General features: G+C 67.2%; 13 protein-coding genes. 3 read left to right on the forward strand and 10 right to left on the reverse strand.

What is annotated here, in order from left to right:
* Position 1: 1 nt before the first annotated feature.
* From ACXPWS_RS01555 to ACXPWS_RS01585, 7 genes are all read right to left on the reverse strand, one after another.
* Complete coding sequence (locus tag ACXPWS_RS01555; protein WP_458710753.1) at positions 2-646, reverse strand: helix-turn-helix domain-containing protein; 645 nt, start codon at positions 644-646, stop codon at positions 2-4.
* Between the two features lie 17 nt (positions 647-663).
* Positions 664-1,851 (reverse strand): NAD(P)/FAD-dependent oxidoreductase, encoded by a 1,188-nt coding sequence (locus ACXPWS_RS01560; RefSeq protein ID WP_458710754.1) that lies wholly within the window; start codon positions 1,849-1,851, stop codon positions 664-666.
* Positions 1,848-3,173 carry an FMN-binding glutamate synthase family protein gene (locus ACXPWS_RS01565; protein WP_458710755.1) on the reverse strand — a complete coding sequence of 442 codons (1,326 nt, stop codon included), beginning with the start codon at positions 3,171-3,173 and terminating at the stop codon, positions 1,848-1,850. The genes ACXPWS_RS01560 and ACXPWS_RS01565 overlap by 4 nt, the downstream gene beginning before the upstream one ends.
* Positions 3,173-3,856, reverse strand: a complete 684-nt coding sequence (locus tag ACXPWS_RS01570) for a GltB/FmdC/FwdC-like GXGXG domain-containing protein (RefSeq protein WP_458710756.1) — start codon at positions 3,854-3,856, stop codon at positions 3,173-3,175. Before ACXPWS_RS01570 ends, ACXPWS_RS01565 begins: the two co-directional genes overlap by 1 nt.
* The gene (locus ACXPWS_RS01575; protein ID WP_458710757.1) at positions 3,844-4,713 is read right to left on the reverse strand and encodes a class II glutamine amidotransferase domain-containing protein; all 870 of its coding nucleotides are present in this window, start codon (positions 4,711-4,713) and stop codon (positions 3,844-3,846) included. Before ACXPWS_RS01575 ends, ACXPWS_RS01570 begins: the two co-directional genes overlap by 13 nt.
* A gap of 20 nt (positions 4,714-4,733) precedes the next feature.
* Positions 4,734-6,047: a type III glutamate--ammonia ligase gene (gene glnT, locus ACXPWS_RS01580; protein ID WP_458710758.1), complete on the reverse strand. Its 1,314-nt coding sequence runs from the start codon at positions 6,045-6,047 to the stop codon at positions 4,734-4,736.
* Positions 6,048-6,160: 113 nt separating this feature from the next.
* A complete protein-coding gene (locus tag ACXPWS_RS01585) occupies positions 6,161-7,414 on the reverse strand; it encodes an ammonium transporter (RefSeq protein ID WP_458710759.1) in 1,254 nt (417 codons plus the stop codon).
* Between the two features lie 335 nt (positions 7,415-7,749).
* Here ACXPWS_RS01585 and ACXPWS_RS01590 point away from each other — a divergent pair, with 335 nt between their 5' ends.
* On the forward strand, positions 7,750-9,480 hold the full coding sequence (locus tag ACXPWS_RS01590) for a purine-cytosine permease family protein (RefSeq protein ID WP_458710760.1): 1,731 nt from the start codon (positions 7,750-7,752) through the stop codon (positions 9,478-9,480).
* 23 nt (positions 9,481-9,503) lie between these two features.
* Here ACXPWS_RS01590 and ACXPWS_RS01595 read toward each other — a convergent pair whose 3' ends face one another.
* Positions 9,504-10,568 carry a substrate-binding domain-containing protein gene (locus ACXPWS_RS01595; RefSeq protein ID WP_458710761.1) on the reverse strand — a complete coding sequence of 355 codons (1,065 nt, stop codon included), beginning with the start codon at positions 10,566-10,568 and terminating at the stop codon, positions 9,504-9,506.
* A 158-nt stretch (positions 10,569-10,726) separates the two neighbouring features.
* On the opposite strand from ACXPWS_RS01595, the gene ACXPWS_RS01600 reads away from it, so the two are divergent.
* A complete protein-coding gene (locus tag ACXPWS_RS01600) occupies positions 10,727-11,173 on the forward strand; it encodes a MarR family winged helix-turn-helix transcriptional regulator (RefSeq protein WP_458710762.1) in 447 nt (148 codons plus the stop codon).
* 5 nt (positions 11,174-11,178) lie between these two features.
* Here ACXPWS_RS01600 and fmdA read toward each other — a convergent pair whose 3' ends face one another.
* Positions 11,179-12,432, reverse strand: a complete 1,254-nt coding sequence (fmdA, locus tag ACXPWS_RS01605; RefSeq protein WP_458710763.1) for a formamidase — start codon at positions 12,430-12,432, stop codon at positions 11,179-11,181.
* Positions 12,433-12,565: 133 nt separating this feature from the next.
* Here fmdA and ACXPWS_RS01610 point away from each other — a divergent pair, with 133 nt between their 5' ends.
* A complete protein-coding gene (locus tag ACXPWS_RS01610; protein ID WP_458710764.1) occupies positions 12,566-12,853 on the forward strand; it encodes an FmdB family zinc ribbon protein in 288 nt (95 codons plus the stop codon).
* 6 nt (positions 12,854-12,859) lie between these two features.
* Here ACXPWS_RS01610 and ACXPWS_RS01615 read toward each other — a convergent pair whose 3' ends face one another.
* The gene (locus tag ACXPWS_RS01615; protein ID WP_458710765.1) at positions 12,860-13,432 is read right to left on the reverse strand and encodes a nitroreductase family protein; all 573 of its coding nucleotides are present in this window, start codon (positions 13,430-13,432) and stop codon (positions 12,860-12,862) included.
* Positions 13,433-13,461 lie beyond the last annotated feature (29 nt).

Genomic DNA, 13,461 nt, shown 5'->3' on the forward strand with positions numbered 1-13,461 from the left:
GTCAGACCTGAGCGTCCGGGAACGCGATCACCGAGAGGAACCGGATCGGCAGCTCCACCAGATCCACCGGCCCGTGCGCCCCCTCGCCGTCCATCTGCAGGGAATCCCCCGGGTGCAGCCGGTACACCGAACGGCTGTGGCTGTAGTCCATGATCCCCTCCAGCATGAAGATGAACTCCGTCCCGGGATGCTGGAAAAGCGGATAGGTCCGGCTCTTCTCGGTGAGCGTGACGTGCAGGCACTCCAGCCGTTTGTGCTCCCCGCGCAGCGAACTCAGCAGTTGATACTCGTGCCCCTCCTTGGTGCCGTTGCGCACGATGCGCGCCCCGGTGCCCGACTTCACGAAGGCGGCCGGGCGTTCCACGTCGGCACCGCGGAACAGACTGGTCACCGGGACGTCGAGACCTTTGGCCAACAGCGCCAGGGTGGACAGGCTGCAGGAGGTCTGGGCGTTCTCGATCTTGGACAGCATCGCCTTGGAGATGCCGACCCGGGTCGCCATGTCCGCGACGGTCAGCCCCTGCGCCAGCCGGAGCTGGCGCACGTTGCGGCCGATGGCCGCCTCGAACTCGAGTTCGTCGGAGGGCAGCTGCGGATCCCGGTCCCTGGCGATACCGGAATTGCGGAGCAGCGGAACGTCGCTCACGGCTGTGTACTCCTGTCCTAGCGCATCTCGCCCGCGCCGACGTACGGGTACGGACTCTTGAGTAGATCTTCCTCGGTGAACCGGGACAGCCGGAAATCGGTCTCCGGGATGCGCGGGTCGGTACTGCGTCCGTCCACGACGAGGTCGGCGATCAGCCGACCCACCGCGGGGGCGATCTTGAATCCGTGGCCGCTGAATCCGGCGGCCACCACCAGACCGTCGAGATCGGTGCGCGAGATCACCGGATTCCAGTCCGGGGTGACGTCGTAGCAGCCCGCGTAACTACCGGCGATGGCGGCGTCGGTGAGGCCGGGGAACCGGTTTCCGATCTTGTCGACGGTCATGTCGATGAAGGCGTCGTCGGCGCGATTGGAGTATCCATCGGGGTCGGCGACGTCGAGTTCGACCAGATCGGAATTGCCGAACAGCAGTTCACCGTTGGGTTCGGGCCGGATGTACTGCAGGGACACCAGATCGGAGAACACCGGCACGTCGCCGACATCGAGCCCGGGCTTGATCATCATGATCTGTTCGCGGTGCACGGTGATGGGGACGTCGACACCGCAGGGCGCCAGCAAGGGGCGGGTCCACACCCCGGTGGCGACGATGACGGTGCCGGCCGATATCTCGGAGCCGTCGGCCAGCCGGACCCCGGTGACCTTGTCGCCGGTGCGGAGTAGGTCGGTGACGGTGCTGCCTTGCCGGACCCGCACGCCGGCGGCGCGCGCCGACACCGCGAAGGCCTGTGCGGTCAGGTAGGCGTCCCCGTAACCGCCGCGGGCCTCCCAGCCGAACGCGGCGAACGGTGTGAGATCGGCCCACGGCCACATCCGTGCGACCTCGGACGCGTCGATCTGTTCGGTCTGCACCCCGACCGCGCGCTGGGCGGCCAGGCTTTTGCACAGGTTCTCGACGTTCGGTGCGCCGACCCCGACGACGTAGCCGGTCTGCCGGAACCCGATGTCGGTGCCGAAGATCTCCTCGGCGTTCTCGAAGACCTCCAGGCCGACGGTGGCCATCGCGGCCAGCGAGCTGACCCCGTAGTGGCAGCGCACGATGCCGCTGGACTTCCCGGTCATCCCCGAGCCGACGGTCTTCCGTTCGGCGACAAAGACATCGGTGACGCCTCGTTGGCTCAACGCCCACGCCGCGGCGGCCCCCTCCAGTCCGCCGCCGACGATCACGACATCCGCGGTCTCGCTCATGAGCCCGGAATCCAGTTCGTACCGGCCAGCGGCACCCGCGCCATCGCGGCCGCCTCGATGGTGACCGCGACCAGGTCCTCGGGTTCCAGGTGGGTGACGTGGGCCTTGCCGCAGGCCCGCGCGATGGTCTGGGCCTCCATGGTGAGCACGCGCAGGTAGTTGGCCAGCCGCCGGCCGCCCTCGACCGGGTCGAAGCGGGCGGCGAGCTCGGGGTCCTGGGTGCTGATCCCGGCAGGGTCGCGGCCGTCCTGGAAGTCGTCGTAGAAACCGGCTGCGCTGCCCAGCTTTTCGTATTCGGCCGCATGGCGGGGATGGTTGTCGCCGAGGGCGATCAGGGCCGCGGTGCCGATCGCGACGGCGTCGGCCCCCAGCGCCAGGGCCTTGGCCACATCGGCGCCGGACCGGATGCCACCGGAGACGATCAGCTGCACCTTTCTATGGACATCGAGTTCCTGCAGGGCCTGCACCGCCTGCGGCACCGCGGCCAGGGTGGGGATGCCCACGTGTTCGATGAACACGTCCTGGGTCGCGGCAGTGCCGCCCTGCATGCCATCCACCACCACCACGTCGGCGCCGGCGTGCACGGCCAGCTTGACGTCGTAGTAGGTGCGGGTGGCGCCCACCTTGACATAGATCGGTTTCTCCCAGTCGGTGATCTCCCGCAGCTCGTTGATCTTGATGGTCAGATCGTCCGGTCCGGTCCAGTCCGGGTGCCGGCAGGCGCTGCGCTGATCGATCCCCTCGGGCAGGGTGCGCATCCCGGCGACGCGTGGGGAGATCTTCTGTCCCAGCAGCATGCCGCCGCCGCCGGGTTTGGCGCCCTGGCCCAGCACCACCTCGATGGCGTCTGCCTTGCGCAGATCGTCGGGGTTCATCCCGTAACGCGACGGAAGGTATTGGTACACCAGGTTTTTGCTCTGACCGCGTTCCTCCGGCGTCATCCCGCCGTCACCGGTGGTGGTCGACGTGCCCGCCTCGCTGGCGCCGCGTCCCAGCGCCTCCTTGGCCGGCCCGGACAGTGCGCCGAAGCTCATGCCCGCGATGGTGACCGGGATATCCAGGTGCAGTGGGTGTTTGGCGTGTCGATCGCCGAGCACCACATCGGTGCCACACCGCTCCCGGTAGCCCTCCAGCGGGTAGCGGGACATCGAGGCGCCGAGGAACAGCAGGTCGTCGAAGTGCGGGAGGGCACGTTTGGCGCCCCAGCCGCGGATATCGTAGATGCCCGTCTCGGCGGCCCGCTGGATCGCGGCGATGGTGGGCCGGTCGAAGGTGGCCGATTCGCGCAGGCCCAGCCGGGCCCGGTCGTCATGACTAGTCATCAGTAGGCGCTCGCATTGTCGACGTGGAAGTGGTAAAGGTTTCGGGCTGAGCCATAACGGGTGTAATCGGCGGTGTCGTCGGTGTAGCCGGCCGCGGCCAGCAGCTCGGCGAGTTCGGCATGGTGTTCGGGGCGCATCGGTTTGGCCACGCAGTCAGCGCCGAGCGAGGCGACCTCGCCGCGCACGTAGAGGCGCGCCTCGTAGATCGAATCACCAAGGGCTTCACCGGCATCGCCTCGCACCACCAGCCGTCCGGCCTGAGCCATGAAGGCGCTCATGTGGCCGATATCGCCTCCGACGACGATGTCGGCACCCTTCATCGAGATTCCGCACCGCGCCGCGGCGTCACCTTCGATGATCAGCAGCCCGCCGTGTGCGGTGGCACCCGCCGACTGCGAGGCATTGCCGGTGACGCGCACGGTGCCGCTCATCATGTTCTCGGCCACCCCGGTTCCGGCATTGCCGTCGATGGTGATCTCGGCGAGCTGGTTCATCCCGGCGGCGTAGTAGCCGACGTGCCCCTCGACCCGTACCCGCACCGGCGCGTTGAGCCCGACGGCGACATTGTGGGCGCCGTCGGCGTGGGCGATGACGAACTCGCCTTCGATGCCCGGCTGGTGCAGTGCGGTGTTCACCTCGCGCAAAGTCGTTGTGCCCAAGTCGTACTTGGCTAGCGTGTCCATGCGTACACCACCTCGGGCTCGGGCTCCCAGATCTTGGCCTGCGCGACGCCGGGCAGCCCGGCCAACGCGCGGTACTCGCTGGCCATCGCCACCCAGTCGGGGGTCTCGGCGATCACCGCAGGCTTGCACGCGATCGCGTCGCGTACCACCGCGAACGAGTCGCGGTCGGACACCAGTAGCGTGTAGAAACCGTCGAAGGTGGCGCACAGCTCCTTCAGGGCGCTTTCCACGTCGCGGCCCTGCGCCAGCTGCTCGGCGACGAACCGGGCACCCACCTCGGTGTCGTTCTCACTGTCGAATTGCACTCCGGCGCGGCGCAATCCGCGGCGAATGGAAGCGTGATTGGCGAACGAACCGTTGTGCACCAGGCATTGCTGCGGCCCGACGGTATAAGGATGGCAGCCCGAAGGGGTCACCGCTGACTCGGTGGCCATCCGGGTATGTCCGACACCCTGCCAGCCCTGGGCCTTGGCCAGGCCCCAGCCGTCTGCCAGCGCACGCGGACTACCGACCCCCTTGAGCACGGCCAGATCCGCGCCGAAACCGGCGACCAGTGCGTCCGGGTGCGCGGCCCGCACCCTGGCCAGCAGTTCTTCCGACGGTGCATCCGCGGTGAGCACGTAGGTGGAATCCACTTGGACCACCGTGACATCCGGCCCCAGATCCGGCGCCGCGCCGAGATCGGTGACCGACACGCAGCCCCGCCCGGGCGGTGACCACACCGGGTCACCGTAGACGGCCACCCCGGCCGAATCGGATCCGCGATCCGACATCTCGCACAGCATCCCGGTGAGCAGTTCGCCCAACCGGGGATAGAGCTCCGGTGTGCGCAGGTGTAACCCTACGATTCCGCACATATCTTGTCTCCCTTGGCTTGTCAGAAGGCGGTCAGATAGGAATCGATTTCCCACGGCGCGACGGTGCCGTGGTAGGCGAAGAACTCGGCACGCTTGAGGTCGGCGAAGTAGCCGGCGACACCGGCGCCTGCGGCGTCCAGCACCCCGGAGATCACCGGGTCGGCCGTCAGCTCGTCGACGGCGTGCAGCAGGGTGGGCGGCAAGGTGGACGGGCCCTGCGCGCCGACGGCCCCGGGGTCGAGACTGCGTTTGATGCCGTCGATGCCTGCGCCGAGTGCGGCTGCGATGGCCAGATACGGATTGGCCGCACCGTCGCCGCCGCGCAGTTCTATGCGCTGGTTGTCCGGGACCCGGATGTAGTGGGTGCGGTCGTTGCCGCCGTAACTGGCCTTGCGTGGCGCCCAGGAGGCACCCGATGCGGTGCTGGTGGCCCCGGTGCGCTTGTAGGAGTTGACGGTCGGCGCGACGACGGCCTGCAGCGCGCACGCGTGGTCCAGGATGCCGCCGATGAATCCGTAGGCGGTGTCGGAAAGCCCGAGACCCCTTGTGTCGAGGGCATCGTCCTGGGCCGGGAACACCGGGGTGCCCGCGCTGGTCAGCGACAGGTGCAGGTGCAGTCCGCTGCCGGTGCGGTCGGCGAACGGTTTGGGCATGAAGGTGGCAACCATGCCGCGTTCGGCGGCGATCATCGACAGCAGGTACCGCAGGGTGATCACCCGGTCGGCAGTGGTGAGGGCGTCGGCGTACGCGAAATTCTGTTCGAACTGGCCGTTGCCGTCCTCGTGGTCGTTGGCGTAGTTGGCCCAACCCAGCGCGTTCATCGCCGTCGAGATCGCCGTGAGGTGGTCATACATCCGCGTGACACCCCGTGCGTCGTAACAGGGTTGAGCGGCGGTGTCGGCGGCGTCGGCGGTGCACAGATTGCCCTCGGCGTCGCGTCGCAGCAGGAAGTACTCCACCTCGGCGCCGACCCACGGCTCGAAGCCGGCGTCGGCGGCCTGCTGGATGAGGCCCTTGAGGATGATCCGCGGCGCGTAGGGCCACGGTGTGCCGTGCACGTGCGGATCGCAGTGCACCAGCGCCAGACCTTTTTTGATGAAGGGGATCGGGGTGAACGACGCCGGGTCGGGGACGGCGACCAGGTCGGGATCCTTGGGTTCCTGGCCCATGGCGCCGACGGCGTAACCGGCGAAGCCCACTCCCTCGCTGGCGAGCTGGTCGACGGCTTCGACGGGAACCAGCTTGGCGCAGGGCTTTCCGCGTAGATCGACGAACAGGGCGAGGATGAATCTGGTGTCGGACGCGGTGGCGAGGGTGGCGAGGTCGGGTGGCATGACTGTCTCCTTATGTGAACCACTGTATCGTATGGTGAAACTCGAATGGGCCAAAGAAACCCCGGTGACCGGCCGGCGCAGTGGGTACTGCGCCGGCCGGAGCCGGGTTGGATTCAGGCGGGGGCGAGCTCGTAAGCCGCGTCCCGGTGGACGTGGGTGTCGATGCCCTTCTCCTCGTCCTCGGGCGAGATGCGGATGCCCATGGTCTTCTTGATAGCGAAGGCGATGATGAAGGCGATGACGAACGAGTACGCCATCACCGCGCCCGCGGCGATCGCCTGCTTCCAGAGCTGACCGAAGCCGCCGCCGTAGAACAGGCCGTTGGTGGCGTTCGGCATGGAATCGCTGGCCAGGAAGCCAATCATCAGGGTGCCGATGACGCCACCGACCAGGTGCACGCCGACCACGTCCAACGAGTCGTCGTAGCCGAACTTTTCCTTCAGGCCCACGGCGAAGGGGCAGATCGCGCCGGCGACCAGGCCCAGCACGATGGCACCGACCGGGGTGACCGCACCGCATGCGGGGGTGATGGCGACCAGGCCGGTGATGGCACCTGCCGCGGCACCGACGCCGGTGACGTGCCCGTCCTTGAACTTCTCCACGGCCAGCCAGGCCAGCGTGGCGGCGCAGGTGGCGACGAAGGTGGTCACCATGACGATGGCAGCGGAGTTGCCGGCCGCCAGCGCGGAGCCACCGTTGAACGCATACCAGCCGGCCCACAGCAGGCCCGCGCCCAGCAGCGTCAACGGCACGTTGTGCGGTTTGCGCAGCTGGCCCCAGTTGGCGGCCTTGCCGAGCACGATCGCCACGGCCAGTGCCGCCGCGCCGGCGTTGATGTGCACCGCGGTACCACCGGCGAAGTCGATTGCCTTGAGGCTGTTGGCAATCCAGCCGCCGACCGAATCCTTGGTGACCACGCCGTCGAAGGCGAACACCCAGTGGGCGACCGGGAAGTAGACCAGCACGGCCCACAACGTCGCGAACAGCATCCAGGCGCCGAACTTCATCCGATCGGCGGCCGCACCGGAGATCAGCGCCACCGTGATGGCGGCGAACAATGCCTGGAACAAGGCGAACAGGCTGACCGGGAGACCGTTGATGGTGGTCTGCGTCGACAAGAGATCCTTCATGCCGGCGAATTCGGTGACGCTGCCGACCAGGCCGCCGGTCGAGGTGCCGAATGTCATCGAGAAGCCGAACAGCACCCACAGCACGCCGACGATCGCGACTGCGCCGAAGGTCATCATCATCATGTTGGTCGAGCTCTTCACCGAGACCATGCCGCCGTAGAACAGCGCGAGGCCGGGGATCATCATCGTGAGGCCGATGATGCAACAGAGCATGAACGCGGTGGTTCCGGTATCCATATACATCTCCTGAACGGGTGCGGCCACCAGGCCGATCACTGGCAGTAGACGATGTTTCTGTTACGTGAATCCACACCTGGTGTTGCGGGCGCGTTAACGACCGCTGTGGTGATCCTGCGGTCCGCCGGCTGTCGCGCGACCGCAGTACGTAAACGGCTCGTGTCCGCGGCGTAACGTTTCATTTGGATTAGTGCCATATGGAAGTAACGATGTTAGTTTCGCTGCGACGGAAGCGATTCCGTCATAGCCCAAGCCGCGCGGCCAATGCCGTCCGAGATGCGGACCCTTCGTGAAACTGCCGCTCGTTCGAATGCGGGTGCGGCGAGGAGACCTTAATGACGTCATCTCAGCAACCGGTGGGGGAGGTGGCGGTGCACCCCGCCGCCGCACCGCCCGGCTCGGGACCATGGAACCGGTTCGTCAATTGGGCGAGCCAGGACACCATCGAAGATTTTTCCTTGCGCTACGCGCCCAAGTCATTTCGCAAGTGGAGCCCGATGGCGTGTGCGGTCGCCGCGCTCGGTGGCATCGCCTACCTGGCCGACTATTCGATCGGGGCGTCCATCGCGGTGACGCACGGCTCGGCCAGCGCCGTGGTGGCGATCCTGGTGGCGGCCGTGACCATCTTCCTCACCGGCATCCCGATCGCCTATTACGCCGCCAAGTACAACATCGACATGGACCTGCTCACCCGCGGGGCGGGTTTCGGATACTTCGGATCGACGCTGACCAGCCTGATCTATGCCAGCTTCTGTTTCATCTTCTTCGCCCTGGAAGGCGCCATCATGGCGCAGGCGATGAAGCTTGCCTTCCATCTGCCACTGGCCCTCGGTTACATCATCGGTTCGCTGATCATCATCCCGCTCGTGCTCTACGGCATGACCGCCCTGGCCAAATTCCAGGTGTGGACGCAGCCGCTGTGGCTGGTGCTGTTCGTGGCGCCGATCGCCTTCATCGCGTCCGCCGACCCGGCCGGCTTCCACGGCTTCCTGTCCTGGGCGGGTGACGGTGGCAGCGATCGGGTGACGGCGATCGGGGTGGGAGCCGGTGCGGGCGTGGCACTGTCGCTGATCGCCCAGATCGGTGAGCAGGTCGACTATCTGCGTTTCATGCCCGAGAAATCCGAGACTCCGGCGTGGCGATGGTGGGGCGCGGTGCTCGCGGCCGGGCCGGGCTGGGTGATTCTGGGCGCGGCCAAACAGATCTGCGGGGCGTTCCTGGCGTTCTACGTGGCGGGCAAGGTGGGATTCACCGCGGCCACCGAACCCATCGAGCAGTTCCTGGGCGGGTTCGGCGCCGTCATCCACAATGACACCGCCGCCCTGGCGCTGGCGACGCTGATGGTGCTGCTGTCGCAGGTGAAGATCAATGTCACCAACGCGTATTCGGGTTCGCTGTCCTGGTCGAACTTCTTCAGTCGGGTGCTGCACGTGCACCCCGGCCGGGTCATCTATCTGGCCCTGCACATCGCGATCGCCCTGTCGCTGATGCTCGGCGACATGTTCTCGGTGCTCAACGCGATTCTCGGGTTCTACTCGAATGTGGCGATCGCCTGGGTCGGCGCCATCGTGGCCGACCTGGTCATCAACAAGCCGCTGCTCAAACTCAGCCCGCCCTACGTCGAGTTCAAGCGCGCGTACCTGTACAGCATCAATCCGGTCGGTTTCGTCTCGATGATGGTCGGCTCGCTGTTCTCGATCCTGGCCTTCTTCAACGCCTTCGGGCCGCTGATGGCGGCATGGTCACCGTATCTGGCGCTGACGCTGGCGTTCGTGCTGTCGCCGATCATCTGCATCGCCACCAAAGGCAAGTACTACCTGGCCCGGCCCAACCCGTTGCGTGAGGAGATCGAGAAGGAGCCGCTGTGGGCCGGGCAGACCCTGCTCGACGTGGTGGACAACAAGAGTTACGAGCTGCCGGACATGGTGCACGACTGCCCGTTCCACCACGGCGCGGTGTCCTCGCTGACCTGCACGCTGACCAAGGACTGCCACGACATGTGCAAGAAGGCCGATCCCGCGTCGGCGCGGACGCCGGTTGCCGAAGTGAGCCGCCCGGGCGTCTGACGGTTCGGGTTCCGGGACATCGGTCAGGCGCTCAGCTGGTCGATGACCCGGAACTCGACATCGGCGGTGTCGGCCAGGAACACGGGCTGATGAGTGTGCGCACCCTGCATCGCCACCTCACCGCGCGGTCCTTGATAGGACACCGACGAGCGAACCCGGTCGATGGCCCGGACCTGCAGGCTGCCCGCCGCGCCGGCCAGCGCCGAGAGCAGAAGCAGTCCCTCGTAACAGGACTCGCCGATATTGTTCAGGGCGGGAGCGGCCTGGCCGAACCGCTGCTCGTAACGTGATCCGAAACCCATGTTCTCGGGCGTCAACAGACTCTCGAAGTAACCGCACGCGGTGTAGAGGCCGTGCGTGCTGCCATTCCCGCTGGCGCACAACACATCCTCACCGATCATCAGGGCGAGCCGGATCTTGTCTTCGTGCAGACCGGCGCGCGCGAACGCCCGGTTGAACGCGGCGTTGTCGGCGCCGACCATCAGCACCAGCACACCGTCGGCCGCGGAGGACCCGATGAGCTGCAACGGATCCCGGAAGTCCCGGCCGCCCAACGGGATGAAGGAGTCGCCGACGAAGTCGAGACCGGCCGTGCGCATGTAGTCCCTGGTGACCGCGGCGGTCTGGCGGGGCCAGATGTAGTCGTTGCCGACGATGCACCAGCGCTGGATACCTTCGTTGGCCCGCAGCCACTGCAGTGCCGGGAAGAGCTGCTGCTCGGGTGTCTCGCCCACCATGTAGACACCCGGCGTGTTCTCCCCACCTTCGTAGAAGGTGGTGTAGACGTACGGGATCCGGCCTGCGGTGTGCGGGGTGATCACCTGCCTGGCGTTGGACAGGTGCCATCCGACTACCGCGTCGATGCTGCCGCTGTCGACCAGTCGGCGGATCTGTGCCGACAGCGCCCACAGCGGCGCGCCGGCGTCGATCGGGTGCACCCGCACCGGGCGGTCCAGAATGCCGCCGGCCGCATTGATATCGGCCGTCGCGAGCTCGGCACTCACCTCGCACGACGGTCCGAACATTCCGGCCGGCCCGCTCAGCGGCACCACCAGCGCGATGTCGACAGCGTCGCGGTTGCGTTCCATATCCTCAAACACCTCACCCGAACCCTGGGACGACGACGATGGATCCCGCATGTACCTGACACCACCGCCGCGGCGATGAGTGTCAACATACTCCCGAGCCGCGCACATTTCTTTCCAGCTGAAAGTTTCGGCGATCGCCGGGTAAACTCGCAGGCGATATGGACACCATCCCGGGCATCCCCGCAGCCGTCGAAGAACTGTCACGGCTGGCGAAAACCGTCGTGCAGGAACTGGATCGGGCGGTGGCCACCCAGTTGGACGGGATGACGGTGGCCCAGTGGCACGTGTTGAGTGCGCTGGCTGGCGGGCAGGGTAAGGCGATGTCGGAGCTGGGAACGGTGACGCTGCTGCCCGGACCCAGTCTGACGCGGCTCATCGACGGCATGGTCGACGACAACTTGGTGCTGCGCAAGGTCGATGTCGCCGACCGGCGCCGGGTCCTGGTGTACCAGACCCGGCGCGGCTCGGCGGCCTACCAGCGGGCGCGAAACCGGCTGGCGAAATCGGAGCAACTCGCGGCACTGGTGGCGCACAACGCCGGTGCGTCCGAGCGCCTCGGCGAGGTCCTGGCCACCCTGCGCGGCCAGGACCTCGCACCGGCCTGAGGTCTTCAGAAGCTGGCGTGCGGTGCGCCCATGCCGGGGTCGATCTGGTACGGGCCTGTCGCGGACGGAGCGATCGGGAAGTCGAAGATCGCCGTCGGGATATAAACCGTCGCACAGGAATTCGGGATGTCCACCACCCCGGAGAGCCGCCCTTCGATGGGTGCGGACCCGAGCAGCAGATAGGCCTGTTCCGGGCTGTAACCGAACTTGGTCAGGTAATCGATGGCGTGCAGACAGGCACGCTGGTAGGCCAGGTCGGAGTCCAGGTACTTCTGTTCGCCGTCGAGGGTGACCGATGTTCCGGAGAATGCGATCCACTCCGAGTACTGCGGGTCGGTGTTGCCGGGCATGAAGATGGCGTTCTCGTGGACGCCGTAGGTGTCCATGCCGCCCTTGATCAGGTCCACGTGCAGGTCCAGGAAGCCGCCCATCTCGATGGCCCCGCAGAAGGTGATCTCACCGTCGCCCTGCGAGAAATGCAGGTCGCCGAACGACAGGTTGGCGCCAGGCACGAACACCGGATAGAACACCCGACTGCCCTTGGTCAGGTTCTTGATGTCCTGGTTGCCGCCGTTTTCCCGGGGCGGGGCGGTACGTGCGGCCTCGCCGGCGACACGGGTGAAGTCGGCACCCGCCAGGGTGCCCAGGATGGCGTCCTGCGGCTCGGGCGGCAAGGCCAACGGCGGAACCCGGTCGGGGTCGGTGGCGATCAGCGCACCCTCGCGGGCATTCCATTTCGCCAGCAGGGCTGCCGAGGGCGCGGTGCCCATCAGGCCCGGGTGCACGATCCCGGTGTATTTGACCCTCGGCACGTGGCGCGAGGTGGCGCTCTGGCCGGCGAAATCCCAGATCGCCTTGTAGGCGTCGGGGAACTGGTCGGTCAGGAAACCGCCGCCGTTCTGTTTGGCGAAGATTCCGGTGTAACCCCAGCCCTGGCCGGCCAGTGGCCCCGAATCCTCCTGCGGTATCGGGCCCACGTCCAGGATGTCGACGATCAGCAGGTCGCCGGGTTCGGCGCCCTCGATGGAGAACGGGCCGGACAGGCAGTGCACCCCTTTCAGGGGCGCGTTGAGGATGTCCTCGGCGGAGTCGTCGTTGACGATCGCGCCGTCGAACCATTCCCGGCAGTGCGCACGAAAGCTGCTGCCCGGCTTCACGGTGACGGCCGCGGGGATGTCGGGGTGCCAGCGGTTGTGGCCGACGATCTGTTGCTCGGTGAACTTCTTCGTCGAATCCAGCGGGAACAGCAGCTCGGGCACGGCGACCTCCGGGGTGTTGGCGAAAAGACCTCATGATTCCAAATGGAATTATTCAGAGCAGCGTACATAGGGCCGCTGGATCGCGCGCGTTAACAACGTATGACGCTGCCGGCGAAGGGTTATCGTGTTCGGCATGCCCAGCTATCAATTCCGCTGCCCGGGTGACTGCCCGGACTTCAGCGTCAGTTACCCGATGGCGGACGTGCCCCGCCACGATGCCTGTCCCGAATGCGCGACGCCGTCGCGGCGGTTGATCGGCGCCCCGGCGCTGGGCATCGGTGCCACCCCGGCGATGCGGTTACACGACCGCACCCGGGCCAGCGCCGACTCCCCGCAAGTGGTCAGCGCGCTACCCGGTACCGGCCGGCGCGCCACCCCGGTGACGACCAACCCGCTGCACCGCCGGCTGCCCCGGCCCTGACCGGGGTTACAGCGGCCAGTTCAGAACGAGCTGCTCCAGCGGCAGCCGTTGGCGTGGCCGGCCGTCCCGCTCCAGGACCGCCTCGTCGGCCTGCGCGTAGTCGCCGAGCGATCCGACGGCGACCACGGCCAGCGGGCGCAGCCCGGGCGCCAGCCCGAACGCCGTCCGTGCACCGTCGGTGTCGAAACCCGCCATCGGATGCGCGATCAAGCCGCGGGAGACGGCCTCGATACTCAGTGACGCGATGGCAGCCCCCGCATCCAGGGCGGCGTAGCGCGCGGTGCGCTCATCGTCCCCGTCGTCGGCGCACACCAGGATCAGCGCGCCCGCGGCTTTGGCGTAGGCGTTACCGCGTTTGAGCAGGCCCGCCAGCGCGCCGAACGTGGCGTCCGGGCGTACGCCCACGAGATACCGCACCGGCTCCCGGTGCCCCCAGGTGGCCGCCCAGCGCGCCGCCTCCAGCAATGCGGTCAGATCGCCGCGACGGACCACTGCGACGGGGTCGAAAGCCCGCGGACTCCAGCGGGCAGCGATGGGCGGATGGATCGGCACGCTGGTGCGCGCCAGCCGATCGGTCATGACCGCCCACGCTACCGGCAGGTGGAGGG

The sequence above is a fragment of the Mycobacterium sp. BMJ-28 genome, assembly GCF_054404835.1.

Bases quoted from the DNA above. Each gene is read 5' to 3' on its own strand.
- ACXPWS_RS01560 (WP_458710754.1), bottom strand. From the start codon at position 1,851: ATGAGCGAGACCGCGGATGTCGTGATCGTCGGCGGCGGACTGGAGGGG.
- ACXPWS_RS01565 (WP_458710755.1), bottom strand. From the start codon at position 3,173: ATGACTAGTCATGACGACCGGGCCCGGCTGGGCCTGCGCGAATCGGCC.
- ACXPWS_RS01570 (WP_458710756.1), bottom strand. From the start codon at position 3,856: ATGGACACGCTAGCCAAGTACGACTTGGGCACAACGACTTTGCGCGAG.
- ACXPWS_RS01575 (WP_458710757.1), bottom strand. From the start codon at position 4,713: ATGTGCGGAATCGTAGGGTTACACCTGCGCACACCGGAGCTCTATCCC.
- glnT (WP_458710758.1), bottom strand. From the start codon at position 6,047: ATGCCACCCGACCTCGCCACCCTCGCCACCGCGTCCGACACCAGATTC.
- ACXPWS_RS01585 (WP_458710759.1), bottom strand. From the start codon at position 7,414: ATGGATACCGGAACCACCGCGTTCATGCTCTGTTGCATCATCGGCCTC.
- ACXPWS_RS01590 (WP_458710760.1), top strand. From the start codon at position 7,750: ATGACGTCATCTCAGCAACCGGTGGGGGAGGTGGCGGTGCACCCCGCC.
- ACXPWS_RS01595 (WP_458710761.1), bottom strand. From the start codon at position 10,568: ATGGAACGCAACCGCGACGCTGTCGACATCGCGCTGGTGGTGCCGCTG.
- ACXPWS_RS01600 (WP_458710762.1), top strand. From the start codon at position 10,727: ATGGACACCATCCCGGGCATCCCCGCAGCCGTCGAAGAACTGTCACGG.
- ACXPWS_RS01610 (WP_458710764.1), top strand. From the start codon at position 12,566: ATGCCCAGCTATCAATTCCGCTGCCCGGGTGACTGCCCGGACTTCAGC.
- ACXPWS_RS01615 (WP_458710765.1), bottom strand. From the start codon at position 13,432: ATGACCGATCGGCTGGCGCGCACCAGCGTGCCGATCCATCCGCCCATC.